Genomic DNA, 23865 nt, shown 5'->3' on the forward strand with positions numbered 1-23865 from the left:
TCCCCGACCAGTGGTTTTTTCAAACATGCTTTGGAGCAAACCATCATGAACGCACGCGTCAACGCACCCGTCGTCAACACCGACTGCGTCATCACCGACATCACCCTGGCTCCGTGGGGCCGCAAGGAAATCGCCATTGCCGAGACCGAGATGCCCGGCCTCATGGCGATCCGCGAGGAATTCGCTGCCGCCCAGCCCCTGAAGGGCGCGCGCATCACTGGCTCGCTGCACATGACCATCCAGACGGCCGTGCTGATCGAGACGCTCAAGTCGCTGGGCGCCGATGTGCGCTGGGCGTCCTGCAATATCTTCTCCACCCAGGACCACGCCGCAGCCGCCATTGCTGCGGGCGGCACGCCGGTGTTCGCCGTCAAGGGCGAGTCGCTGGAGGAGTACTGGGACTACACCCACCGCATCTTCGACTTCGCGCCCAAGGGCACGCCGGGCGAAGGCCCCAACATGATCCTGGACGATGGCGGCGATGCCACGCTTCTGATGCACCTGGGCCAGCGCGCCGAGAAGGACGCATCGCTGGTGGCGGGCAACGGCAGCAGCGAGGAAGAGCGCATCCTGTTCGCTTCCATCCGCAAGAAGCTGTCGGAAGACGCCACCTGGTACAGCCGCAAGTCGGCCGAGATCATCGGCGTGACCGAAGAAACCACCACCGGCGTGCACCGCCTCAATGAGATGTCCGCCAAGGGCACGCTGCTGTTCCGCGCCATTAACGTCAACGACTCGGTCACCAAGTCCAAGTTCGACAATCTCTACGGCTGCCGCGAGTCGCTGGTGGACGGCATCAAGCGCGCCACCGACGTGATGATCGCCGGCAAGGTCGCCGTGGTGGCTGGCTATGGCGACGTGGGCAAGGGCTGCGCCCAGGCGCTCGCCGCCCTGCGCGCCCAGGTGTGGGTCACCGAAATCGACCCCATCAATGCACTGCAGGCCGCGATGGAAGGCTTCAAGGTCGTGACCATGGAATACGCTGCCGACAAGGCTGACATCTTCGTGACCACCACGGGCAACAAGGACGTGATCCGCCATGAGCACATGGTGGCGATGAAGAACGAAGCCATCGTCTGCAACATCGGCCACTTCGACAACGAGATCGACGTCGCATCGATCGAGAAGTACCAGTGGGAAGAAGTGAAGCCCCAGGTCGACCACGTGATCTTCCCGGACGGCAAGCGCATCACGCTGCTGGCCAAGGGCCGCCTGGTGAACCTGGGCTGCGCCACGGGGCACCCGAGCTTCGTGATGTCCAGTTCGTTCGCCAACCAGACGATCGCGCAGATCGAACTGTTCACGAAACAGGGCGACTACCAGGCCGGCAAGGTGTACGTGCTGCCCAAGATCCTGGACGAGAAGGTCGCCCGCCTGCATCTGAAGAAGGTCGGCGCGCAACTGACCGAGCTGACCGACACGCAGGCCGCGTACATCGGCGTGCAAAAGCAGGGCCCCTACAAGCCCGACACGTACCGGTATTGATGCCGGCCGCGGGGGGCTTCGGCATGTCTGTGCCTGTGCCCTTCGCTGTTGCGTGGGCTGGCGTTGTGGATCGACAGGCTTGGCCGGGGTCCGCAATGCCGGAGCCACGCCGCGCTGAACGAGTTGCTATATAAAAGGTAGCTGTCAGCGCATGCTGTACAAGCCGTACAGGCATTTTTAATCAAGAAGGACGGGCGCGATGCGCGCAGATGTGTATTTGGTGGAGCGCGGCCATGCCGCGACCCGCTCCCAGGCCCAGCGGCTCATTGCCGCGGGGGTGCAGTGGCGCCTGTCGTCCGGCATGCCCTGGCAGAAAGTGGCCAAGAACGGCGACGACATCCCGGACATCGCCCACGTCGAGCTGCTGGACGGCGCCGAGGCCAAGTACCTCTCGCGCGGCGGCCTGAAGCTGGAGGGCGCGCTCAAGGCCACGGGCCTGACGGTCGCAGGACTGCGCTGCCTGGACGTGGGCCAGAGTACCGGGGGTTTCACCGACTGCCTGCTGCAGCACGGTGCCGCTCAGGTGGTGGGTGTCGACGTGGGCCATGGCCAGTTGCACGAGCGGCTGCGCAACGACCCGCGCGTGGTGGGTGTGGAGGGGCTGAACGCCCGCTCCATGACGGCGCAATCGCTGCAGGACGCGAGCGAGGAGGCCCTCTCCGAGCACGTGGAAACCGATGTCGACGACAACGACACCCAGCCCGTGGCGCCCTATGCCTGGATGCGCAACGGCGGCCAGGTGGACGATGAATACGACGACAGCGATGACGCCCGCGAGCAGGATGTCGAGGCCTTCAAAGCCGAGCGCGCCGCCAAGGCGCGCGCGCGTGCCGAGGGCATTGTGCCGACCAAGCGCCAGCGCAGGGCAGGGCTCGAACAGGTGGACATCACGCCGGAGTTCGATGTTGTCACCGGTGACTTGTCCTTTATCTCGCTCACGCTGGTGTTGCCGGCCCTGGTGCCGCTGCTCAAGGCGAACGGCGTTTTGCTGATGCTGGTCAAGCCCCAGTTCGAGCTGCAGCCAGGCCAGGTGGGCAAGGGCGGCATCGTGCGGGATGAATCGCTGTATGCCGTGGTCGAACAACGCATCCGCGAATGCTGCGCCGGCCTGGGGCTCACCGTGAACGACTGGCTGGCCAGCCCCATAGAAGGTGGCGATGGCAACCGCGAATTTTTTGTCTCTGCGAGGAGGTCTGCTGCATGAATGCTGCCAGCACAAGGCAAGGCACCGGCTTTCCGGTGAGCTTCGAGTTCTTTCCCCCCAAGACGCCCGAGGGCGCTGACAAGCTGCGCGCCGCGCGCCAGCAGCTGTATGCGCTGCACCCGGATTTTTGCTCCGTGACCTACGGCGCTGGCGGATCGACGCAAGAGGGCACTTTCGGCACGGTGCGTGAGATCCTGGCCGAGGGTCAGGGCGCTGCATCCCACTTTTCTTGCATCGGCGCCACGCGCCAATCGGTGCGCGAAGAGCTGGGGCAGCTCAAGGCCATGGGCGTCAAGCGCCTCGTCGCGTTGCGCGGCGATCTGCCCAGCGGCTACGGCGCGGGCGGCGAGTTCCAGTACGCCAGCGACCTGGTCGCCTTCATCCGTGCCGAGACCGGGCGCGACTTCCACATCGAGGTGGCGGCCTACCCGGAGGTGCACCCCCAGGCCCGGTCGCCCGAGGCCGACCTCAAGGCGTATGCCGCCAAGGTCCAGTCAGGGGCCGACTCGGCCATCACCCAGTATTTCTATAACAGCGACGCGTACTTCCGGTTCGTGGAAGAGGCCAAGCGCCTGGGCGCGGACGTGCCGGTGGTGCCGGGCATCATGCCGATCGGCAGCTCGACGCAGCTGATGCGCTTTTCGGACGCCTGCGGCGCGGAGATCCCGCGCTGGATCCGCCTGCGCCTGCAGTCCTTCGGCGATGACACGGCGAGCATCAAGGCCTTTGGCCTGGATGTGGTGACGGATCTGTGCGACCGACTGCGCAGCGCGGGCGTGCCGGCGCTGCATTTCTACACCATGAACCAGAGCGCTGCAACGCTGGAGATCTGCCGCAGGCTGGGGATCTGACCGATGGGGGCGCCGCAGGGCATTCGACGCTGGCAGAGTTGGCTGGCGGGTGCGCGATGCGCCCGCATGGCAGGGCTGTGGACTGGCATCCTGGCCCTGTCGTTGGCCGGTGCGCATGCACGCGCGCAGGGGCTCTCGGCCGAAGCCGATGCGCTGGCGCCCCACCTGTTGAGCGTGCCGGGCGAAGCGATGCTGATCGACCCGCCGCGCAAGGCCGATGCGTTACCGGGGGGCGCAGACAGCGCCCTGCCCGAGAAGTCGATCGAGCTGTCGGCGGACGAGGTGGGCCTGGCGTCGTGGTACGGCGCCAAGTTCCACAAGCGGCGCACGGCGAGCGGGGAGCTGTTCGACATGAAGGCCCTGACCGCCGCCCACCCCACGCTGCCCTTCGGCTCGCTGGTGTGCGTGCGCAGCCAGGCCACGGGGCGGTCCGTGGTGGTTCGCATCAATGACCGGGGTCCCCACACCCGCAAGCGCGTCATCGACCTGAGCCGGGGAGCCGCCGAGGTATTGGGCATGGTGGGGCTGGGCCTCAAGCCGGTCGAATTGTTCGCGCTGGACGACGGGGAGCGTGACTGTCCGGCGCCATAGGGGGCCCATCGACAGGGCTGCACATTCCTGAGTCTGAGACGGCTGCAGCCTGGGATTTCCTGGGCTGCACTTTGCCGTGGGCCTTGCCGGCGCCACCGTGCATGCGGCGTCGCCGGGCTTGCGGAGGCGCCGCCCTTTGGGAGGGAAGGCGCCGCAGGCGGCGCCATGGACCGTTCTATCCGCCGGACTCCAGCGTGTGCGTCGCGTGCTTGTCCTGGGCCAGCAGGTCCACCATCTGGGGCAATGCCGCTTTCAAGGCCGCCTTCAAGGTGAATGGCGGGTTGATCAGGAACATGCCGCTGGCCGGAAGGCCGGGGCGCTTGGTGTCCCCGGCGGCATCGCTGGTGATCTTGCTGGACTTGACCGTGAGCGTCGCGTGCAGCCAGCTCTTGCCCGCTTTGGTGGCCATGGTCTTGAGTCGGCGGGGCAGGTCGTGCGCCTCGGGGCGCGGGATGATGGGGTACCAGACAGCGTAGGTGCCGGTGGCAAAGCGCTTGAGCGAGTCTGCGGCCATGTCGAGCACCTTGGCATAGTCGCTCTTGATTTCATAGCTGGGATCGCACAGCACCAAAGCGCGGCGGGCCGGAGGAGGCAGGAACTTCTTGATGCCCTCAAACCCGTCTTCATGCAGCACGGCCACCTGGCGGCCCGCTTCGAGCTGGGCCACGTTGCCCGCCAGCGAGCGCAGATCGGTGGGGTGCAACTCGAACAGCTTGAGCTTGTCATGGTCACGCAACAGGCGCTGCGTGATGAAAGGCGATCCCGGATAGACCCTGAGCGCATTGCCCTGGTTGAAGCCGCGGATCAGGTCCACATAGGCCTGAAGGGCGGGGGTGAGGGCGGGCGTGTCGGCCGCGAACAGGCGGATGACCCCGTCTGCTGCCTCACCGCTGGTGTTGGCGTAGTCGCCGTCCAGTCGGTACAGGCCGGCGCCGGCATGGGTGTCCAGCACGGTCAGGGCCGCGTCTTTCTCGGTAAGGTGCTGCAGGGCGGCGATGAGGACCGTGTGCTTGAGCACGTCGGCATGATTGCCTGCATGGAAGGCGTGGCGATAACTGAACATGTCCAATGGTAACGGGTGCGCGTCGGACGGGCCTGCTTTTGCACTCCGCGGGTGGAGAGTGCGACGGCGCCCCGCCCCTTTTCTGCCGGACTTCGCTGTCGCATGTGCGTTTCGGCGAGGGCTGGTGGTGCAGGCCCGCCGGGCGCGGCACAATCGGGATGTTTGCCCCGAGCGTGATGTTTTTTGCAGACAGATAGCCTTTTGTTTCTGGTACGGTAACCACATGCATCATCATCGCGCCTGCAATCGCCTTGACCCCATGGCGGTGCCGATGCAAGTACGCCTGCCCGCCACGCACCCTTTAACATGAACGCAGTTTCCAGCCCCGCTTCTGCTCCCGCCAGCGGCATCAGCCATGTGGATGCGCTGCCGCCGGGCACACGGCTGGCCGAGTTCGAGATCCTGGGGCTGCTGGGCGTGGGTGGTTTTGGCATGGTCTACAAGGCCTTCGATCACTCCCTGCACCGGTCGGTGGCCATCAAGGAGTACATGCCGTCCTCGCTGGCGGGCCGTTCCGAGGGGCAATCGCTGTGGGTGCGTTCCTCGTCCGATCAGCAGACTTTCCGCGCAGGTCTGGCATCGTTTGTCGGCGAGGCGCGGCTGCTGGCGCAGTTCGACCACCCCTCGCTGGTCAAGGTGTTCCGGTTCTGGGAGGCCAACAACACCGCCTACATGGTCATGCCGCTGTACACCGGCATGACCTTCAAGCAGGCCCGCGCCCAGATGCGCACGCCGCCGCCCGAGGTCTGGCTGCGCAAGCTGCTGTGGTCCGTGCTGGGCGCGCTGCGCGTGTTGCACGACGGCAAGACCCTGCACCGCGACATCTCGCCCGACAACATCTTCCTTCAGGACAACGGCCCGCCGGTGCTGCTGGACCTGGGCGCCGCCCGGCACGCCATCAACGATCAGGACCGCAAGCACACGGCAGTGCTCAAGGTGAACTACGCGCCGATCGAACAGTATTCCGACGGCGACGAAGAACTGCGCCAGGGGCCGTGGAGCGATCTGTATTCGCTGGCGGCGGTGGTTCACGGCTGCCTGTGCAACGACACGCCCCTGCCTGCCACGCTGCGCTCCATCCGGGACCGCATGGTGTCGTTCTCCCGCGTGGCCCGGACCGTCAAGCGGCAGTTCGGGGTGGAATATTCAGCGCCCTTCGTCGCCGCCGTCGCCAAGTCGCTGGCTCTGCGCCCGGCAGACCGGCCGCAGAGCATCGACGAATTCCTTCAAATCATGGAAATGACCGCCGCCCCCGAGGGCGTCGAGCATTTCGACTTCCGGGCAGACCTGGGCGACATCTGGGTGGAGCCGGCGGACCGGCCGGGACCCGGGCAGGTCACGCCCACCGTGGATGTGACCTCGGCGTCGCAGGTGATCGGCGAGTTGCCGGCGCCCGCGCTTGCGCAACGCGCATCGCCCGTGGGCAGCGTGCCGCCCTCCCACAGGTCGGGCGAGCCCCCCGAAATGCCCACCGCCGTCGACGATGCTGGTGGCGACACCGTGATGCTGGGCGGGCCTGACACCGTCGCGGCAGATGCGGGTGACACCGTGTTCATTGATGCAGGCGATACCGTCGCGGCCGATGATTCACGCTATGACGACCCTGATGCCTACCGCAGGGCTGCCGGCAATGGTGGCAAGAGCGCGGAAGAACACCGGGGCCGGCATGCTGACCGCGACGCCGGGGGGCGCTCATCGGCCCGGCCGGCCAAGGCCGGAGGCAAACGCGTGCCCATTGTTGCCTGGCTCGCGGTGGCGGTTTTTTCTGTCGTGGCCATTGCCGGGGGCGTGCGGTGGGCGCAAAGCGGCAAGGCGGCTCCCAAGGACGACATCATCACAGAGATGGCCGAGCCCGCCGCACCCGCCCCGGCGGCCGAGGCCGTGCTGGCCGAAGCTGCAGCCAGCACGCCCGCTTCGGACTTGGCGGCCTCTGCGGTGCAAGCCAGTGCGGCGGCTGCTTCCGCTGCCGAGTCCGCGCCCGCCGTGCCGGCTTTCGTGGCGGCATCTGCGCCGGCGCGTGCGCCCCGCACCGCCAAGCGGCCGGTTGTCGAGCCGGTCGCAACCCCCATCGTGGTGCATGAGGAGCCCGCGCCCGCACCACCTCCGGTGGTGGCCGAGCCCAAGCCTCGTCCGCCGCCGCCGAGGGTGCTGTCGCCGCAGGAAAGCTGTGCGGACGCCAACTTCCTGGCGCGGCCCATGTGCATCCACCAGGAGTGCCAGAAAGCCTCGCACGCCGCGCATCCCATCTGTGTGGAAAGCCGGCGCCGCTACGAGGCTGAAGAGCAGCGCCGCCGCCAGACTCCCAACTGACTTTGGGGTCGCGCGCCCCAGCCGGGCGCCGCAAGACCCACATTCCGAAGGGGCGGCTCTGCGCCTAAAAAAACGATTGTTGCCCCTTGGGACGGCCCGGGCCTTGCGTACTTCGGAGTCAAATTCGTATAATCGTGGGCTTCGCAGCGCTTTTGTGGTCCCGCGGCGGAGATTTCATGCCACCTAAGAGGCTTCCTTCAGAGAAGCACCGACCGTGGAAAAGGACCCGCCAAACCCTCTCCTTTCAAAGAGAAACTCATGACTACTACTTTCAGCGCAAAGCCCGCTGAGGTCGTGCACGAGTGGTTTGTGATTGACGCGACCGACAAGGTCCTCGGACGAGTAGCCAGCGAAGTTGCTCTCCGTTTGCGCGGCAAACACAAGGCCATTTACACGCCTCACGTCGATACCGGCGACTTCATCGTCGTCATCAACGCAGCCCAGCTCAAGGTCACCGGCACCAAGTCCCTGGACAAGGTGTACTACCGTCACTCGGGATATCCCGGCGGTATCACGGCCACGAACTTCCGCGACATGCAATCCAAGCACCCTGGCCGTGCACTGGAAAAGGCTGTCAAGGGCATGCTGCCCAAGGGTCCCCTTGGCTATGCAATGATCAAGAAACTCAAGGTGTATGGCGGTGCAGAGCATCCCCACACCGCCCAGCAGCCCAAGGCTCTGGAAATCTAAGGAGCCTTGAGATGATTGGTGAATGGAACAATGGCACCGGCCGTCGCAAGTCCAGCGTCGCCCGCGTGTTTCTGAAGAAGGGTTCCGGCAAGATCACTGTGAATGGCAAAGACATTCAGCAGTACTTCGGCCGCGAAACCTCCATCATGATTGCCAAGCAGCCCCTGGCACTGACCAACCATGTCGAAACTTTCGACATCCAGGTCAACGTGCACGGTGGTGGTGAATCCGGCCAAGCCGGTGCCACCCGCCACGGCATCACCCGCGCCCTGATCGACTACGACGCAGCACTCAAGCCCGCACTGAGTCAAGCCGGCTTCGTGACGCGCGATGCGCGTGAAGTCGAGCGCAAGAAGGTCGGTCTGCACTCTGCACGCCGCGCCAAGCAGTTCTCCAAGCGTTAAGCTTCGGCCCCTGCCCCGAGGCCGCACCATGCGGCCTCCAATTCTGCAAAGCGGCCTTTCGAGGCTCTTTACAGAACAGAAAACCGCCTCAGGGCGGTTTTTTCGTTTAAGGTGCGCTCTTTTTGCTGCGAACCATTCTCATGCCGCAACCTACCATCCTGCCATGCGCCTTCGCCTGCTGCGCCGTCGGCTGACCATCAGCGCCCCCCGGGTCGCCATACGCAGCGCACTCCCCTGGCCGTTTCGCTGGCTGACCCTGGCGGTGGTGCTGGGCTTTTGCGCGGCGGTGGCGGTCTGGGCATTCGAATTCGGCAAGTCCATTGCAGGCCTGGACCCTATTTCCCGTGACGAGGTGGTTCAGATGCGGGCCGAGATCGCGCGTCTGCAGGACGCTGCCCAGGAACAGCAGACGGGCGCGCACACGGCCGAGAGCCTCCTTGTGGCCGAGCGCGCCGCCAAGGAAAGCCTGATGGCCCAGGTGAAGCAATTGGAGGCGGACAACCGCACGCTGCGCGAAGACCTGGGCTTTTTTGAGAAACTGATTCCAGCCGCCAAGATCGAGGGCCTGGCCATCCGCAGCCTGCAGGCGGAAGTGTTGGGCGGCATGCAATTGCGCTGGCAGGTGCTGGTCATCCAGGCGGCGCGCAATGCGCCGGAGTTCAACGGCCGGCTCGAGCTGGTGCTCGCCGGTACGCAGGACGGCAATCCCTGGACGCAGACCCAGCCCGCCCAGGGCCAGCCCGTGCAGGTCAAGCAGTACCGGCGCATCGAAGGCGTGCTCGATCTGCCCCCCAATGCCGTGGTAAAAACCGTGACCGCGCGCGTGCTGGAAGGCAGCACAGTCCGGGCCGTGCAGGCGATGACCATCGAGTGATCGCACGGGGCGCGCAGGAATGGCGGCCCTGGGCACGGCAGTGCCGCAACCGTGCTGCGATACCTCCCAGCCAGCGCCATGCACCGCCAGGGGCTGCCGACGACGCGGCGTTCCACCTCGCTGCGTGGGTGTCCGTCCATCGGGCACCTGCGGTCCATTTTTTCGTTTGCCGCAGCCGCCTGGGCTGGCGGCGCGTCTCCCAAGGAGTCTTGCCCATGTTTTCCCGTAAGAAGCAGCCCCCCATCAAGAGCCTTGTCGCCCAGGGCACCCGGATCGAAGGCGCGGTGCATTTCGTCGAAGGCATGCGCATCGATGGGGAGGTGGTGGGTGACATCCGCGCCGCAGCCGAGCAGCCCAGCATCCTGGTGATCTCCGAAACGGCCCGGGTGGAGGGCGCCGTGCATGCCGACCACGTGATCGTCAACGGCCAGGTGATTGGCCCGGTCCACGCCGCGGAGCTGCTGGAACTCCAGCCCAAGGCGAAGATCACAGGCAACGTGCACTACAAGGCGCTGGAGATGCACCAGGGTGCGGTGATCGCGGGCCAGATGTGCCCGGTAGCCGTGCTGGTGGAGGAAAAGCCCCCACTGAAGTTAGCGTCAAACGGGCAGTGACCTGAATTCCCGAGCGGTCTGCAGTACTATTACCCGCAAAATTGAAACCGGAAGGACACCCCATGAGCGCAGTTGCCGAGAACATCCAGACCGAAATGCCCGCCCCCATCCTGTTCACGGACAGCGCGGCGGCCAAGGTGGCGGACCTGATCGCCGAAGAAGGCAACCCTGACCTGAAGCTGCGCGTTTTCGTGCAGGGTGGCGGTTGCTCCGGCTTCCAGTACGGCTTCACCTTCGACGAGATCACCAATGACGACGACACCACCATGACCAAGAATGGCGTGTCGCTGCTGATCGACGCCATGAGCTACCAGTACCTGGTGGGCGCCGAGATCGACTACAAGGAAGACCTGCAGGGCGCCCAGTTCGTGATCAAGAACCCCAACGCCACCACCACCTGCGGTTGCGGCTCGAGCTTCTCGGCCTGATGCGCACCGGGCGCTGCGACAACCGCGCCATGACGATCCAAGCCGCCTCCGGGCGGCTTTTTCGTTGGAGCGTCGTGCAGGGCGGCGGCCCCGGCCTGCCGGCGCGCCACCTGCCAACGACCTGACCTTGTGAACCCCCATGCCGCAGCCGTCCTTGATTTCGCCGCAGCCACCCGTGCCATCCCCGTCGCCGCAGTCGCTGAAGCTGCTCCTGTGGCTGGTCGCCGTCGGCTTCTTCATGCAGACGCTGGACGCCACCATCGTCAACACCGCCTTGCCCGCCATGGCGCGTAGCCTGGGCGAGAGTCCCCTGCGCATGCAGTCGGTGGTGGTGGCTTACTCGCTGGCGATGGCCATGCTGATCCCGGCGTCGGGCTGGGTGGCCGACCGCTTCGGCTCCCGCCGCGTGTACCTGGCGGCCATCGTGCTGTTCGTGCTGGGCTCGGTGTTCTGCGCGCTGGCGCAGAACCTGGGCCAGTTGGTGGCCGCGCGCGTGGTGCAGGGGCTGGGCGGGGCGCTGCTGCTGCCCGTGGGGCGGCTGGTGGTGCTGCGCACCTTCCCGCGCGAGCAGTTCCTGCAGGCGATGAGCTTCGTGGCCATCCCGGGGTTGATCGGGCCGCTCATCGGGCCCACGCTGGGCGGCTGGCTGGTGGAGGTGGCCTCGTGGCACTGGATCTTTCTCATCAACGTGCCGGTGGGCATCGTGGGCTGCCTGGCCACGCTGCGCTTCATGCCCGGCGGGCCCGTCACCTTCGTCGCGCGCTTCGACCTGGCGGGCTACCTGATGCTCGCGTTCGGCATGGTGTCGCTCTCGCTCGCGCTGGACGGCCTGGCGAGCATGGGCCTGCGCCAGGCCAGCGTGCTGGTGCTGATGATCTTCGGGCTGGCCAGCCTGGTGGCGTACTGGCTGCACGCCGCGCGCAAGCCGGACCCCTTGTTCTCGCCCAGTTTGTTCACGGTGGACACGCTGCGCATCGGCTTGCTGGGCAATCTGTTCTCGCGCCTGGGCAGCTCGTGCATGCCGTTCCTGATACCGCTGCTGCTGCAGGTGAGCATGGGCTACTCGCCCATGCAGGCCGGCATGATGATGCTGCCCGTGGCCGTGGCCGGCATGTCGATGAAGCGCTTCACCACGCCGCTGATCACGCGCTTTGGGTACCGGCGTGTGCTGGTGGCCAACACGCTGCTGGTGGGGCTGGCCATGGCCAGCTTCGGCCTGGCCAGCCCTGCGCAGCCGCTGTGGGTGCACATTGTCCAGTTGGCGGCGTTCGGAGCTGTGAACTCGCTGCAGTTCACGGCCATGAACACCGTCACGCTCAAGGACCTGGAGCACGCCATGGCCAGCAGCGGCAACAGCCTGCTGTCGATGGTGCAGATGGTCGCCATGGGCATGGGGGTGGCGTCGGCTGGCGCGGTGCTGGCGGCCTTCACCAACGTCTTTCCGGCGGGTGCCGCAGGGCAGGCGCTGGCGGCGTTCCAGGCCACCTTTGTGTGCATGGGGCTGATCACCGTGGCGTCGGCCGGCATCTTCTGGCAGCTGTCGCCGCACGACAAGGCCAGCAGCCGGGCGGCGGCGTCGGCGGACGCGGCAGAGCCGGGCTGAAACGAAAGGGCGGGGCACTGCGCCTGCAGCGGCACCCGCCGCGCAGGCCCATGGCGGGCTGCTATGCCGGGTACATGGCGCCCAGCACGCGGGGGCCCGCTGCGCCGGTCACGCTCGACAGGTTGCCCGGCTGGCCCGTGACCGCCTGGCGGGCCAGCCAGGCGAATGCGGCGGCCTCCACCTGCAGCGCAGGCAGGCCCAGCGCATCGGTGGCCACCACCTTGAGTGCGGGGCACAGTGCCTGCAAACGGGCCATGAGGTGGGCGTTGAGTGCGCCGCCGCCGCACACCGCCAGTGATTCGCTATTTTTTTGATAGCTGCTTACGCTCATCTGGCAAGCGGTAGCGGTGAATTCTGTCAATGTCGCCTGCACATCCGCAGGCCGTGCGTCCGCCCAGGCGCGCAGATGTGCCGCCAGCCAGCCGGGGTTGAACAAATCGCGCCCGGTGCTCTTGGGGGCGCTCTTGTGCAAAAACGGTTCCTGCAGCAATGACGCCAACAGGCCCGGCAGCACCTGCCCGCTGGAGGCCCACCCCCCGCCTGCGTCGTACGACTGGCCCGTGTGCTGCTGGCACCAGTGGTCCATGAGTGCGTTGCCCGGGCCGCAGTCGAAGCCGAGCACACTGCCGTCCGCACCCAGCACGCTGAGGTTGGAAATGCCGCCGATGTTGAGCACCAGCACCGTTTCATCGGGCCGACCGAACACGCCCTGGTGAAACGCCGGCACCAGCGGCGCCCCCTGGCCACCCGCCGCCACATCGCGGCTGCGAAAGTCCGCCACCACCGTAATGCCCGTGCGCTCGGCCAGCAGGGCGGGGCTGCCCAGTTGCAGCGTGTAGCCGGTGCCGTCGAATTCCTGGGGACGATGGCGCACCGTCTGCCCATGCGCGCCAATGGCGCGGATGGCGGTGGCAGGCAGCCCGCTGTGGGCCAGCAGCGTGTGCACCACCTCGGCATACGCGCGCGACAGCGCGTTGCCTGCCAGCGCGGCGCGGTGCAGCTCGTCGCTGCCAGAGGTATTGAGTGCCAGCAGTTCGGCCCGGAGCCCGGGTTCGAAGGCCATGCTGGCGTAGTGCGTGACCACCATGCGCGGCCCGGAAAAATCGGCCAGAACCCCGTCGATGCCGTCGAGCGAGGTGCCCGACATCAGGCCGATGTACAGCTCGTTGGTGGTGGTGCTCATGGGAAGGCCTGCGAACGGGCGAGGGCGTTTGCTATGGGCGCGGACCCAACCAGGGACGCCGCGGAACTGGCTTTGCCAGTCCGCTGGCGTCGTCCCCCTGGGGGGAAGGCGCCGCAGGCGACTCAGGGGGGGTCACATCACTCTGCGCTGGCCTGCTCGATCAGCGCTGCGGCATTCAGCTGAATGCGCATGTTGGACGCCAGGCGCTGGAAGGCGGGGCGCGATGCGGCAGAGATGGGCGCGGCAGCGTCGCTGGCGGCCACGATGGTCTGCGGATCCTGGTGCACGCCGTTCACACGGAACTCGAAGTGCAGGTGCGGACCGGTGGCCCAGCCCGTGGAGCCCACGGCGCCCAGGGTCTGGCCCTGTTCGACCGACTGGCCCTGGCGCACGTCGATGCGGCTCAGGTGGGCGTACACGGTGACATGCTGGTTGCGGTGCTTCACGAACACCACGTTGCCAAAACCGTTCTGCACGCCCGCGAACTCGACCACGCCGTCGCCCACGGTGCGCACGGCGGTGCCGGTGGGGGCCGCGAAGTCCGTGCCCAGGTGGGCACGCCAGGTCTTCAGGATGGGGTGCAGGCGCATCTTGAAGCCGCTGGTCACGCGCGAGAACTCGACCGGCGAGGTCAGGTAGGCGCGGCGCATGCTCTCGCCGTCCAGGGTGTAGTACGAGCCCTTGCCGGCGCCCGGCTCCTGGAACCAGATGGCCTGGTGGGTCTTGCCGGCGTTGACGAACTCCGCGCTCAGCACGCGGCCGCTGGACAGGGGCTCGCCGTCGGCCTCCAGCGTTTCATACACGACGGAGAAGCGGTCGCCCTTGCGCAGCGAGCGGCGAAAGTCGATGTTGCCCGAGAACAGCTCGGCCATCTGGACGGCCACGCCGTCGGGGATGTTGGAGGCGTCGGTGGCGGCGAACAGCGAGCTGTTGATGATGCCGCCAGCCAGTCGGCTGCTGGCCGTCATCTTGGCGGTCTCGACGCGCGAGGTGAATTTGTTGTTGCCGGTGCGCTCGACGATCAGGCGGCGGAAGTTGCCGCTGTCGTCCGGCACCCAGCGTACCGTCAGGCGGATGAGGCGGTGGTCGTCGGTGGTCTCGGCCGACACGATGCGGCCGGTGCGGCCCAGCACATTCTGTCTGACAGGTGTGTCACCGCGCATGAAGGCGGCGGCAGCCGGGTCGGCCACGCCCATGCGCTGCAGCAGGGACTCGGGGGTGTCGCTGCTGCGCACCTGCTCGGAGCGGTACAGCGAGAAGCCGGGGGCATCGAGCTCGCCCAGCACCAGGTTTTCTGCCAGAGACTCGACGGGCAGCGTCACCATGCGCACAGGCATCTCGGCCGGGTCGGGTGCGAAGGAGGCCACTGCGAATGCGCCGCCGCCGCCCGTCAGCAGGATGGCTGCGATGGCGGCGGTGATGCGCTTGGGGTGTTTCTGGATCGTGTGGGACAGCCGGTCAAGCAATGCCGTGCTGGCGGTGGTCAAGCCATGAATCAAAGGTCTATCCCCAGGGTGAACGTGGCTCCAGGAAACTCCCCCGCGGCGCGCGCTAGCGGGGCAAGGCTGGAGGCACAGGCTGTCAGGTGCAAGGTGCCGGGCGCGGGATCGGGGCGTCGGAACATGGGGCCCACTAGAATCCGCCCTTGGCAAGGTGGGCGCAAGTATAGCGGCGCACGCTGTCTAGACATCCCAAAAAACCCTTATGAATCAATCTGCTGTTACAACAAGCCCGCCTTCCGATGGTGTAAGGCAAGCCCTCGAAATCTCGCTGCGCGGCGTCGACGAATTGCTGCCACGGGACGAGTGGGCCAAAAAGCTGGCGCGCTCCGAAGCCACCGGCCAACCCCTGCGCGTGAAGCTCGGGCTGGACCCGACGGCGCCGGACATCCACATCGGCCACACCGTGGTGCTCAACAAGATGCGGCAGTTGCAAGATCTGGGCCATCAGGTGATCTTCCTGATCGGCGACTTCACCAGCCTCATCGGCGACCCTTCGGGCCGCAACAGCACCCGTCCGCCGCTCACCAAGGAGCAGATCCAGGCCAACGCCGAGACCTACTACCGCCAGGCCAGCCTGGTGCTGGACCCGGCCCGCACCGAGATCCGCTACAACAGCGAGTGGAGCGAGCCCCTGGGCGCCACCGGCATGATCCAGCTGGCCGCCAAGTACACGGTGGCGCGCATGATGGAGCGCGACGACTTCCACAAGCGCTTTTCCACCGGCCAGTCCATCTCGGTGCACGAATTCCTGTACCCGCTGATGCAGGGCTACGACTCGGTGGCCTTGAAGAGCGACCTGGAGCTGGGCGGCACCGACCAGAAGTTCAACCTGCTCATGGGCCGCCATCTGCAGCAGGAATACGGCCAGGAGCCGCAGTGTGTGCTCACCATGCCGCTGCTGGTGGGCCTGGATGGCGTGGACAAGATGTCCAAGTCCAAGAACAACTACATCGGCATCACCGAAGAGCCCAACACCATGTTCGCCAAGGTGCTGTCCATCAGCGACACCCTGATGTGGGACTGGTACACGCTGCTGTCATTTTTGTCACTCTCGCAGATCGCGGCGCTCAAGGCCGAGGTGGCGGGCGGGCGCAACCCCAAGGACGCCAAGGTGATGCTCGCCAAGGAGATCACCACGCGCTTTCACAGCGCGGCGGCGGCCGATGCGGCCGAGCAGGACTTCATCAACCGCAGCAAAGGCGGCGTGCCCGATGAGATTCCCGAGGTGAGCCTGACCGGTGCACCCCTGGGCATCGGGGCGCTGCTCAAGCAGGCCAACCTTGCGCCGTCGGGCAGCGAGGCCAGCCGCCTGATCGACGGCGGGGGTGTGCGCGTGGACGGCAGCGTGGTCAGCGACAAGGGCCTCAAGCTCGACGCCGGGACTTATGTGGTGCAGGTGGGCAAGCGCAAGTTCGCGAAGGTGACTTTGGCTTGAAACTGCCTCCAGCGCTTTCTGGATGAGTGTTGGCAGCTACAAAAATGGTAGCTAGTTTGCACCATCCAGGTCGTCATTGAGGTCCGGGTCCGGCACATCGCCAATGGCCTCGCGCGTGGCCTGGGCCTGCAATTGCAGCCACGCGCAGAACGCCTTGATCTCGGGCCGCTGGGCGCTGCGCGGGCCCACCATCAGCCAGTAGGTCAGGGGCGAGTCGATGCGGTGTCCGGGCAGTACCTCCACCAGGTCGCCCGAGGCCAGCGCATCGGCGATCAGCGGCATGCGGGCCAGCGCCAGGCCCTGGCCGGCCAGCGCGGCCTGCACGATCTGGTGCGCGTAGTTGAAGTACAGCCAGCGCTCGGGCTGCAGCTTGGCCAGGTCACGCGCATCGAACCAGCGGCGCCAGCTCAGGTATTCCAGGTAGTGCGTGCGGTGGGCGTCGCCCGCCTCGATCAGGGTGAACTGCGCCACGTCCGCCGGCGTGCGCAGGGGCTTGCCGCTTTTCAGCAGCCAGGGGCTGGCCACCACCGCCAACTGCTCGCCGAACAGGCGCGTGCCGCCCTGGGTGGCGCCGCCTGGCATGGCGTAGCGCAGCGCCAGGTCCACGTCCGAGGTGTCCAGGTCGATCTGCACGTCGCTCGCATCGATGCGGATGTCGATGCCCGGGTTGTCGCGCTGGAACTCCTCCATGCGCGGTATGAGCCACATCGATGCAAAGCTGGCCCAGGTGGTGATCGCCACGCTGCGCCGGCCGGCCGTCTGGCGCACCAGGCGCACGGCGGCGTCCAGGCGCTCCAGCGCCGGGGCCACGGCGCGCTGCAGCTGCGCGCCCGCGCTGGTCAGCTCCACGGCGCGCGTGTGGCGCAGGAACAGCGCCACACCCACTTCTTCTTCCAGTGCCTGGATCTGGCGGCTCACGGCCGACTGGGTGAGCGCCAGTTCGTCCGCCGCGGCGCGAAAGTTCAGGTGGCGTGCCACGGCCAGGAATGCGCGCCAGTGGCCGGTGGCGACGGGCCGGGTGCGCAGGACGGCGGGGGAGTATTCGGCAGAGGCCATGGCGGTTTCCCGAGGAGATCCAGATTCATGCGTCGATGGAATGAATAGCGTACCGCGTTTTCATTGGACTGTGTAGGGCGCTGGCGGCAACATTGATGCTCATCAACGCGCATTGAGCGCACCTGAAGGAGTCCGTCATGCCAGCCCGCAACGTTCTGGAATCGCAACAATCCGCCCAAGCCCCATCGGCTGGCCGACCTGCGGCCGGTTGCTGGAAACTGAACCCTGGCCGAGCCCTGTCGCTGCACCCGCGCGAGCACGGCGTGTTGGCCATCGCGCAGGGCCGCGCCTGGGTCACCCTGCGGGGCGCGTCGCTGGCCGGGCTGCCGGCGGACTTGCGCTCAGACCTGCCCTTGTGCCTGGCCGACCACGTGCTGCAGGCCGGCGAGCGCCTGGTAGTCGCGCCCGGCCAGCATGTGGTGATGGAAGCCTGGAGCCCCGCGGGCGCGCTGCCTGAAACCGTGGCCTTCGAGTGGGCGGCGCAGCCCGCTGCACCGGCACAGCGCCTGCTGCGGCCCGGTGCCGAGTGGGAATGCAGCGTCGCCTTGCCCCTGCGCGACCTGATGCAGGCCCTGGGCCAGGGCGGCCGTGCCGTGGGCCAGGCGGGCGTGCAGGTGTTGGGCGCAGGCAGCCGGCTGGCGGTCGGAATCGCGCGGTTTGCTCTCTTTCGGATAGCAGCGCCCCGTGCTCGCACCACGGCTTGAGGGCGACATGCAAGAAGAGCATCAATCCTCATATTCCTTTTCATTGGACGCTGTTGCTAGCACGGCGCACCATAGAGTCCATCAAGGGTAAACCCGGAGAAGCACCATGACCACCTCGCAGACCTTCCAGTTCGTATCCGCCGCTGCCACGGCCGCTGCCACCCACGGTGTCAGCACCTTGCTGCCAGGCAAGGCCGTCAGCCTCGCGCCCCGTGCCCCCATGGCCCTGCGCGTGGCCGAAGGCCACGCCTGGGTGACGCTCGATGCCGGCCCCTACGGCACGGGTGCCGAAGCCGGCGACGTGTTCCTGCACGCCGGCCAGACCCTCTGGGTGGCCGCCGGCCAGCATGCCGTGGTCGAGCCCGTGGGCAGCGCCCGCCTGCAGTACCGCTGGACCAGCACCCCCGTGGGCGCGGCCAGCATCGCCACCCCCTGGTGGCGCCGTGCGGCCTTCGGCAGCCCGTCCGTGGCCGTTGCGAGCGACGCCTGCTGCGCCTGAACCGGCATGCGGGCGGGCGAGCGAGAGCACCAGGCTGCCCGCGCAGTGTCCGCCCGGTTCTATAGTCTGAATAGCTTCCTGCGTTTGCCCATCAAGCGTTGGAAGCTATTTTTTTGATAGCAAAACGTTTGCTGTGCCCCCGGCTCAGTCTTGGGGTGTATCCAGCAACTGGATCAGCTGCTCCTGCAAGGTCGTCAGCAGCTCCTGAGACAGCGCCGGCTGCGCCGCCGCCGTAGCGCGGGCCAGCACCAGGCCGCCGACCATGGTGGCCAGCACCTCCATCGCCCGCGCGCGGTGCGCCGCCGATACCTGCGCTGCATCGGCACCGAAGGGCTCGGCCGGGGCGGGAGCATGGTCTGCCAACAGCTGCGTGAAGCGCTGGATGTTGCGCTCGATCCCCGATGCAAATACTTCCGACAGCTCCGGGCCCGCGCGCGCCGCGTCCACCGCCAGCGCTGCGGCCGGGCAGCCGCGGCCAGGGGCGTCGCGGTGCGCGGGCGAGAGGTAGCTCTTGATGCGGTCTGCCACCGTCGCGTTGGGCGTATGCCCATCCAGGGGGGCGATGGACCAGTCGAACGCGCGGGCGCAGGCCTCGCGCACCAGCGCGTCCTTGGACTCGAAATGCCGGTACAGCCCGCCGTGCGTCAGCCCCGCATCGCGCGTGATGTCGGCCACGCCCACGCCCGCCAGGCCGCGCTCGCGGTACAGGCGCGCGGCCGCGTCGAGGATGCCCTGGCGGTTCTCTGCCGCCTGTGCCTTGGAGACTTTCATGGAAACCTCTTAATGATTGCGGTCGTACGCATTAAGCAGTTTTGTGCTTATGATGACGGCTGCAATCATAAATCCCGGCCCGCCTTCTGGGCGCAGTTGAGCAGCGAACCGCCGCCGTGCCTGCCTTTCTGCTTTCTGTCGTCCCTGCCGCCAGACCATCCACCAGCGAGTTGTTTCCGATGCAATCCCTACCGTCCGTCTTCCTGATATCGCGTGCAGCCCCTGGTTGCGGAGGCTGCGGCTGATGCGCCGCGTCGTCATCACCGGCATGGGCCTGGTCTCGCCCCTGGGCAGCCACGTGGAGCTGGCCTGGCAGCGGCTGTTGGCCGGGCGCTCGGGCATCACGCGACTACCCGACGCGGTCTGCGACGGCGTGCCGGCCAAGGTGGCAGGGCAGGTTCTGCCGATCGCGCAAGACCCCGAGGGCGGCTGGGACGTCGACGCCGTGGTCTCGGCCAAGGACCAGCGCAAGATGGACCGCTTCATCCCCTTCGCGCTGGGCGCCGCGCAGCAGGCGCTCGCGCAGGCCGGCTGGCCGGTGGCCGGTGGTGACGAAGCCGCGCTGGCGCGCACGGCCACCGTCATCGCGTCGGGCATCGGTGGCTTCGGCGCCATCGCCGACGCGGTTCGCACCACGGAAACGCGCGGGCCGCAGCGCTTGTCGCCGTTCACCGTGCCGTCATTCCTGGTCAATCTGGCGGCAGGCCATGTGTCGATCCGCCATGGGCTCAAGGGCCCGCTGGGCGCACCCGTGACGGCCTGCGCGGCCAGCGTGCAGGCGCTGGGCGATGCGGCCCGCATGATCCGTGCGGGTGAGGCCGACATCGCCGTGTGCGGCGGCAGCGAGGCGGCCATCGACCGCGTGAGCTTGGGTGCATTCGCCGCAGCCAAGGCGTTGGCGAGCGGTTTCAACGATGCGCCGCACGAGGCCTCGCGTCCGTTCGATGCGCAGCGTGACGGCTTCGTCATGGGCGAGGGCGCCGGCATGCTGGTGGTCGAGGCGCTGGAGCACGCGTTGGCGCGTGGTGCGCAGCCGCTGGCCGAACTGGTGGGCTACGGCACGTCGGCCGATGCGTACCACATCACTTCAGGCCCTGAGGACGGCGATGGTGCGGCCCGCAGCATGGCCATGGCGCTCGCGCAGGCCGGGCTGGCCGCGGGCGAGGTGCAGTACCTCAATGCCCATGCCACTTCCACGATGGTGGGAGACCGTGGCGAGCTGGCCGCCATCCGCCGTGTGTTCGGCAGTGGCGGCTCCGTGGCCATCAGCTCCACCAAGTCCGCCACCGGGCATCTGCTGGGGGCTGCCGGCGCGGTGGCCACGGTCTTCACCGTGCTGGCGCTGCGCGACCAGGTGGTGCCCGGCACGCTGAACCTGCACACGCCCGACGAGCAGGCCGCCGGGCTGGACCTGGTGGCGCTGTCGCCACGGGCCCAGGCGATCACGCACGCCATGGTCAACGGGTTCGGGTTCGGCGGGGTGAACGCAACGCTGGTGCTGCGGCGCTGGCCGCACGGCGAAGGCTGAGCAGGGCGTTGCGAAGGGCCTGGCGCTGCAGAGCGCTCAGTACTCGAGCTCGCCGCAGACAGCCCTGAACGCCGCGATCGCGGCATCGCCGTCGAGCTGCTCCATGCGCGCCAGGGCCTCTACGTCTTCCACGGTGCTGAAGGCCAGGTCGAAGTTCTGAAACCTGCGGCCCGCCAGCGGACCATGGTGCAGCACCTCGATGTTCACATGGCGGGGGTCGTTGCGGATGCGCTCGATGAGCTTGAGCACGGCCTTCCTGGGCCCTTCGAACTGCTGGCAAAAGCGCTGGCCATCAAAGATCAGCAGGCCGGTGATGTCCATCCGCGCGTTGGCCACGCGTGCCGCTGCAGCGATCTCGGCGACGATGCCGAGCGGCTGCTCGGGCGCGATCATGCTGACGTACAGCACCTCGTACAGGGCGGGGGAAAGGTTCATATCAGCACCCCAATGTAGGCGGCGCCCTGTCCGCCGCGCAATGTCAAAAGACATACGCCGCCGCGAATGCGCCGCTCGTGCGGCATCTGCGCATCACCGCTGTGAAAACCCGTTGCATGCGGCTGTGTGCCGGGGGTGTGGCTTCTAAAATCGCGCCACCATGAGCGCCGTTCCCCCTGTCATTCCTGCGTGCCCTCCCGCCTGCCGAGATTGCGGATTGCGAAGAAGCGGAGCCTTCACTGCGGTGACGCCGCAGGCGCTGGACTTCATCGAGGACTTTCGCAGTACCACGGTCGCGGCGCAGCCCGGCGAGACGCTGGTGCACGAAGGCCAGGCCAACGTGCGGCTTTTCACGCTCTATGGGGGCTGGGCTTTTCGCTACAAGACCTTGAGCGACGGGCGCCGACAAATCCTGAACTTCCTGCTGCCCGGCGACCTCATCGGGCTGCAGCAGGAGTTCGGCGACTCCTCGGCGCACGGTGTCGAGGCCCTGACGGCCTGCTCTCTGTGCGTGTTCCAGAGCGACAGCCTGTGGGCACTGTTCCGCGAACACCCGCGCCTGGGCTACGACATGACCTGGCTGGCCGCGCACGAAGAGGGCCATGTGGACGACAGCCTGCTCACCGCCGGCCGGCGCAACGCCACCGAGCGCGTGGCCATGCTGCTGATGCACCTGTACCGGCGGCTCGACCGTATCGGCCTGGCCGAGGGTGGCAGTGTGGCCTTCCCGCTCACGCAGCAGCACATCGCCGACGCGCTGGGGCTGTCGCTGGTGCACACCAACAAGACGCTCAGGCGCCTGTCGATGCTGGGCCTGCACGAGCTCAAGGACGGGCGGCTGCGCCTGCTCAACACCCGCGCGCTGGCGCGCATCGCCGAGTACTACGACACCCCGCCGCGCCTGCTGCCGCTGCTGTAGCCTGTCGGTGGGCGCAAAAAATCGCTTCGGACACCAGCTGATGGGCGCTGATTGCTATGTTTTGCATAGCGTTCGGCGCGGAGCGCGCTGCAGCCGATAATCCCGTACCGGCTTGCGCACGCACCGTGGCGCTGCCCGCTTTCTCCCCATTGTTCATGACGCAACTCGACATTCTCATCATGGCGGCCGGCAAGGGCACGCGCATGAAAAGCCGCATTCCCAAAGTGCTACAGCGCCTGGCCGGGCGCCCGCTGCTGCACCACGTGCTGGACCAGGCCGCGCACCTGCAGGCCCGCAGCGCGGTGGTCATCACCGGCCACGGTGCTACAGATGTAGAAGCAGCCTGCGCAGGTGCAGCGAGCGGCAGCGGCAGTTTTGATCTGAAGTTTGCCCGCCAGGAGCCGCAACTGGGCACGGGCCATGCGGTGCTGCAGGCCGTGCCGCTGCTGGCCGACGACGGCGTTGCCGTGGTGCTGTCGGGCGATGTGCCGCTTACCCAGGCCGACACGCTGCGCGCGCTGGTGCAGGCCTGCACCGAAGGCGGCAATGGCCGCCTGGCACTGCTCACCGTCACGCTGCCCGACCCCACGGGCTATGGCCGCATCGTGCGCAATGCAGCGGGCGACGTGCAGGGCATCGTCGAGCACAAGGATGCCAGCGACGAGGAGCGCGCCATCACCGAGATCTACAGCGGCATCATGGCCGTGCCGACGCAGCGGCTCAAGGGCTGGCTGGCGCGGCTGACCAACGACAACGCGCAGGGCGAGTACTACCTGACCGACATCGTCGCCATGGCCGTGGCCGATGGCGTGCCCGTGGTGGCGCACCGCATAGCAGATGCGCTGCAGGTGGCTGGCGTGAACAGTCCGCTGCAACTGGCCGAGCTGGAGCGCGCGCACCAGTTGCGCGTGGCGCGCGGCCTGATGGAGCAGGGTGTGCGCCTGGCCGACCCTTCGCGCCTGGACGTGCGCGACGACGCCCGCACCGGCGTGCGCGGCGAACTGGTGTGCGGCCAGGATGTCGAGATCGACGTGAACTGCGTATTCACAGGTCGCGTGGAATTGGGCGAGGGCGTGGCCATCGGCGCGCACTGCTGCATCGCCAACGCGACCATCGCCGCAGGCGCGGTGATCCATCCCTACACCCACATCGACGGCGAGAAGGCCGGCGCCAGCGTGGGCGCGGGCGCGCTCATCGGGCCGTTTGCCCGCCTGCGTCCCGGCGCTCAGCTGGGCCGCGAAGTGCACATCGGCAACTTCGTGGAGGTGAAGAACAGTACTCTCGCCGACGGCGCCAAGGCCAACCACCTGGCGTATCTGGGCGATGCCACCGTGGGCGAGCGCGTGAACTACGGCGCCGGCAGCATCACCGCCAACTACGACGGCGCGAACAAGCACCGCACCGTGATCGAGGCCGACGTGCACGTGGGCAGCAACTGCGTGCTGGTGGCGCCCGTGACCATCGGCGCGGGCGGCACGGTGGGCGGGGGCAGCACCATCACCAAGAGCACGGCGCCCGGCGCCTTGAGCGTGGCGCGGGGCAAGCAGGTCAGCATCGCCAACTGGCAGCGGCCCAGGAAGGGAGGCACCCCCTGAGTCGCTTCGCGCCTTCCCCCTCTCCTTCGGGAGGGGGACGCACCCGGTGGCCTGGCGGAGCCAGTTCCACGGGTGCACTGGCGATGAGCGCGCCAGTGTCGACAGACGTGAGCAGGCGGGG

General features: G+C 67.3%; 23 protein-coding genes. 17 read left to right on the plus strand and 6 right to left on the minus strand.

What is annotated here, in order from left to right; translation table 11 throughout:
• The first annotated feature begins 45 nt into the window (after nucleotides 1–45).
• From ahcY to KW835_RS08485, 4 genes are all read left to right on the plus strand, one after another.
• On the plus strand, nucleotides 46–1485 hold the full coding sequence (gene ahcY, locus KW835_RS08470) for an adenosylhomocysteinase (RefSeq protein ID WP_218381925.1): 1440 nt from the start codon (nucleotides 46–48) through the stop codon (nucleotides 1483–1485).
• A 199-nt stretch (nucleotides 1486–1684) separates the two neighbouring features.
• On the plus strand, nucleotides 1685–2689 hold the full coding sequence (locus KW835_RS08475; RefSeq protein WP_218381926.1) for a TlyA family RNA methyltransferase: 1005 nt from the start codon (nucleotides 1685–1687) through the stop codon (nucleotides 2687–2689).
• Nucleotides 2686–3540 (plus strand): methylenetetrahydrofolate reductase [NAD(P)H], encoded by an 855-nt coding sequence (gene metF, locus KW835_RS08480; RefSeq protein WP_218381927.1) that lies wholly within the window; start codon nucleotides 2686–2688, stop codon nucleotides 3538–3540. Before KW835_RS08475 ends, metF begins: the two co-directional genes overlap by 4 nt.
• 66 nt (nucleotides 3541–3606) lie before the next feature.
• On the plus strand, nucleotides 3607–4131 hold the full coding sequence (locus KW835_RS08485; protein WP_255593401.1) for a septal ring lytic transglycosylase RlpA family protein: 525 nt from the start codon (nucleotides 3607–3609) through the stop codon (nucleotides 4129–4131).
• Between the two features lie 175 nt (nucleotides 4132–4306).
• Here KW835_RS08485 and KW835_RS08490 read toward each other — a convergent pair whose 3' ends face one another.
• Nucleotides 4307–5194 (minus strand): 23S rRNA (adenine(2030)-N(6))-methyltransferase RlmJ, encoded by an 888-nt coding sequence (locus tag KW835_RS08490; RefSeq protein WP_218381929.1) that lies wholly within the window; start codon nucleotides 5192–5194, stop codon nucleotides 4307–4309.
• Between the two features lie 306 nt (nucleotides 5195–5500).
• On the opposite strand from KW835_RS08490, the gene KW835_RS08495 reads away from it, so the two are divergent.
• The 7 genes from KW835_RS08495 (at nucleotide 5501) to mdtD (ending at nucleotide 12117) form a co-directional block, all read left to right on the plus strand.
• Complete coding sequence (locus KW835_RS08495; RefSeq protein ID WP_218381930.1) at nucleotides 5501–7504, plus strand: serine/threonine-protein kinase; 2004 nt, start codon at nucleotides 5501–5503, stop codon at nucleotides 7502–7504.
• A gap of 258 nt (nucleotides 7505–7762) precedes the next feature.
• Complete coding sequence (gene rplM / locus KW835_RS08500; RefSeq protein WP_218381931.1) at nucleotides 7763–8194, plus strand: 50S ribosomal protein L13; 432 nt, start codon at nucleotides 7763–7765, stop codon at nucleotides 8192–8194.
• An 11-nt stretch (nucleotides 8195–8205) separates the two neighbouring features.
• On the plus strand, nucleotides 8206–8598 hold the full coding sequence (rpsI, locus tag KW835_RS08505) for a 30S ribosomal protein S9 (protein ID WP_218381932.1): 393 nt from the start codon (nucleotides 8206–8208) through the stop codon (nucleotides 8596–8598).
• A gap of 163 nt (nucleotides 8599–8761) precedes the next feature.
• Nucleotides 8762–9472, plus strand: coding sequence for a DUF6776 family protein (locus KW835_RS08510; protein WP_218381933.1), 711 nt, complete (start codon nucleotides 8762–8764; stop codon nucleotides 9470–9472).
• Nucleotides 9473–9687: 215 nt separating this feature from the next.
• On the plus strand, nucleotides 9688–10086 hold the full coding sequence (locus tag KW835_RS08515; protein WP_218381934.1) for a polymer-forming cytoskeletal protein: 399 nt from the start codon (nucleotides 9688–9690) through the stop codon (nucleotides 10084–10086).
• A 62-nt stretch (nucleotides 10087–10148) separates the two neighbouring features.
• The gene (erpA, locus tag KW835_RS08520; RefSeq protein WP_007856958.1) at nucleotides 10149–10514 is read left to right on the plus strand and encodes an iron-sulfur cluster insertion protein ErpA; all 366 of its coding nucleotides are present in this window, start codon (nucleotides 10149–10151) and stop codon (nucleotides 10512–10514) included.
• Between the two features lie 139 nt (nucleotides 10515–10653).
• Nucleotides 10654–12117 (plus strand): multidrug transporter subunit MdtD, encoded by a 1464-nt coding sequence (mdtD, locus tag KW835_RS08525; protein ID WP_218381935.1) that lies wholly within the window; start codon nucleotides 10654–10656, stop codon nucleotides 12115–12117.
• Nucleotides 12118–12178: 61 nt separating this feature from the next.
• Here the strand turns inward: mdtD and KW835_RS08530 are convergent, their stop codons facing one another.
• Both KW835_RS08530 and KW835_RS08535 read right to left on the minus strand, forming a co-directional pair.
• Complete coding sequence (locus KW835_RS08530; RefSeq protein WP_218381936.1) at nucleotides 12179–13300, minus strand: anhydro-N-acetylmuramic acid kinase; 1122 nt, start codon at nucleotides 13298–13300, stop codon at nucleotides 12179–12181.
• A gap of 137 nt (nucleotides 13301–13437) precedes the next feature.
• Complete coding sequence (locus KW835_RS08535) at nucleotides 13438–14799, minus strand: M23 family metallopeptidase (RefSeq protein WP_218381937.1); 1362 nt, start codon at nucleotides 14797–14799, stop codon at nucleotides 13438–13440.
• Between the two features lie 205 nt (nucleotides 14800–15004).
• Here KW835_RS08535 and tyrS point away from each other — a divergent pair, with 205 nt between their 5' ends.
• A complete protein-coding gene (tyrS, locus tag KW835_RS08540; protein ID WP_218381938.1) occupies nucleotides 15005–16237 on the plus strand; it encodes a tyrosine--tRNA ligase in 1233 nt (410 codons plus the stop codon).
• Between the two features lie 51 nt (nucleotides 16238–16288).
• Here tyrS and KW835_RS08545 read toward each other — a convergent pair whose 3' ends face one another.
• Nucleotides 16289–17293 (minus strand): LysR substrate-binding domain-containing protein, encoded by a 1005-nt coding sequence (locus KW835_RS08545; protein ID WP_218381939.1) that lies wholly within the window; start codon nucleotides 17291–17293, stop codon nucleotides 16289–16291.
• Between the two features lie 137 nt (nucleotides 17294–17430).
• On the opposite strand from KW835_RS08545, the gene KW835_RS08550 reads away from it, so the two are divergent.
• Together KW835_RS08550 and KW835_RS08555 are read left to right on the plus strand one after the other, a co-directional pair.
• Nucleotides 17431–17997, plus strand: coding sequence for a DUF2917 domain-containing protein (locus KW835_RS08550; protein ID WP_056414274.1), 567 nt, complete (start codon nucleotides 17431–17433; stop codon nucleotides 17995–17997).
• Nucleotides 17998–18103: 106 nt separating this feature from the next.
• On the plus strand, nucleotides 18104–18496 hold the full coding sequence (locus KW835_RS08555) for a DUF2917 domain-containing protein (RefSeq protein ID WP_218381940.1): 393 nt from the start codon (nucleotides 18104–18106) through the stop codon (nucleotides 18494–18496).
• Nucleotides 18497–18640: 144 nt separating this feature from the next.
• Here KW835_RS08555 and KW835_RS08560 read toward each other — a convergent pair whose 3' ends face one another.
• Nucleotides 18641–19267 (minus strand): TetR/AcrR family transcriptional regulator, encoded by a 627-nt coding sequence (locus tag KW835_RS08560; RefSeq protein ID WP_218381941.1) that lies wholly within the window; start codon nucleotides 19265–19267, stop codon nucleotides 18641–18643.
• A 244-nt stretch (nucleotides 19268–19511) separates the two neighbouring features.
• Between KW835_RS08560 and fabF the strand changes: the two genes are divergently transcribed.
• Complete coding sequence (fabF, locus tag KW835_RS08565; protein WP_218381942.1) at nucleotides 19512–20795, plus strand: beta-ketoacyl-ACP synthase II; 1284 nt, start codon at nucleotides 19512–19514, stop codon at nucleotides 20793–20795.
• A gap of 36 nt (nucleotides 20796–20831) precedes the next feature.
• On the opposite strand, the gene KW835_RS08570 is transcribed toward fabF, so the two are convergent.
• On the minus strand, nucleotides 20832–21230 hold the full coding sequence (locus KW835_RS08570; protein WP_218381943.1) for a BLUF domain-containing protein: 399 nt from the start codon (nucleotides 21228–21230) through the stop codon (nucleotides 20832–20834).
• 160 nt (nucleotides 21231–21390) lie between these two features.
• Between KW835_RS08570 and KW835_RS08575 the strand changes: the two genes are divergently transcribed.
• The gene (locus tag KW835_RS08575; RefSeq protein ID WP_218381944.1) at nucleotides 21391–22149 is read left to right on the plus strand and encodes a Crp/Fnr family transcriptional regulator; all 759 of its coding nucleotides are present in this window, start codon (nucleotides 21391–21393) and stop codon (nucleotides 22147–22149) included.
• Nucleotides 22150–22304: 155 nt separating this feature from the next.
• Nucleotides 22305–23744 (plus strand): bifunctional UDP-N-acetylglucosamine diphosphorylase/glucosamine-1-phosphate N-acetyltransferase GlmU, encoded by a 1440-nt coding sequence (gene glmU / locus KW835_RS08580; protein ID WP_218381945.1) that lies wholly within the window; start codon nucleotides 22305–22307, stop codon nucleotides 23742–23744.
• Nucleotides 23745–23865: the final 121 nt, after the last annotated feature.

Source organism: Acidovorax sp. sic0104, assembly GCF_019219095.1.
Lineage (GTDB): Bacteria > Pseudomonadota > Gammaproteobacteria > Burkholderiales > Burkholderiaceae_C > Acidovorax.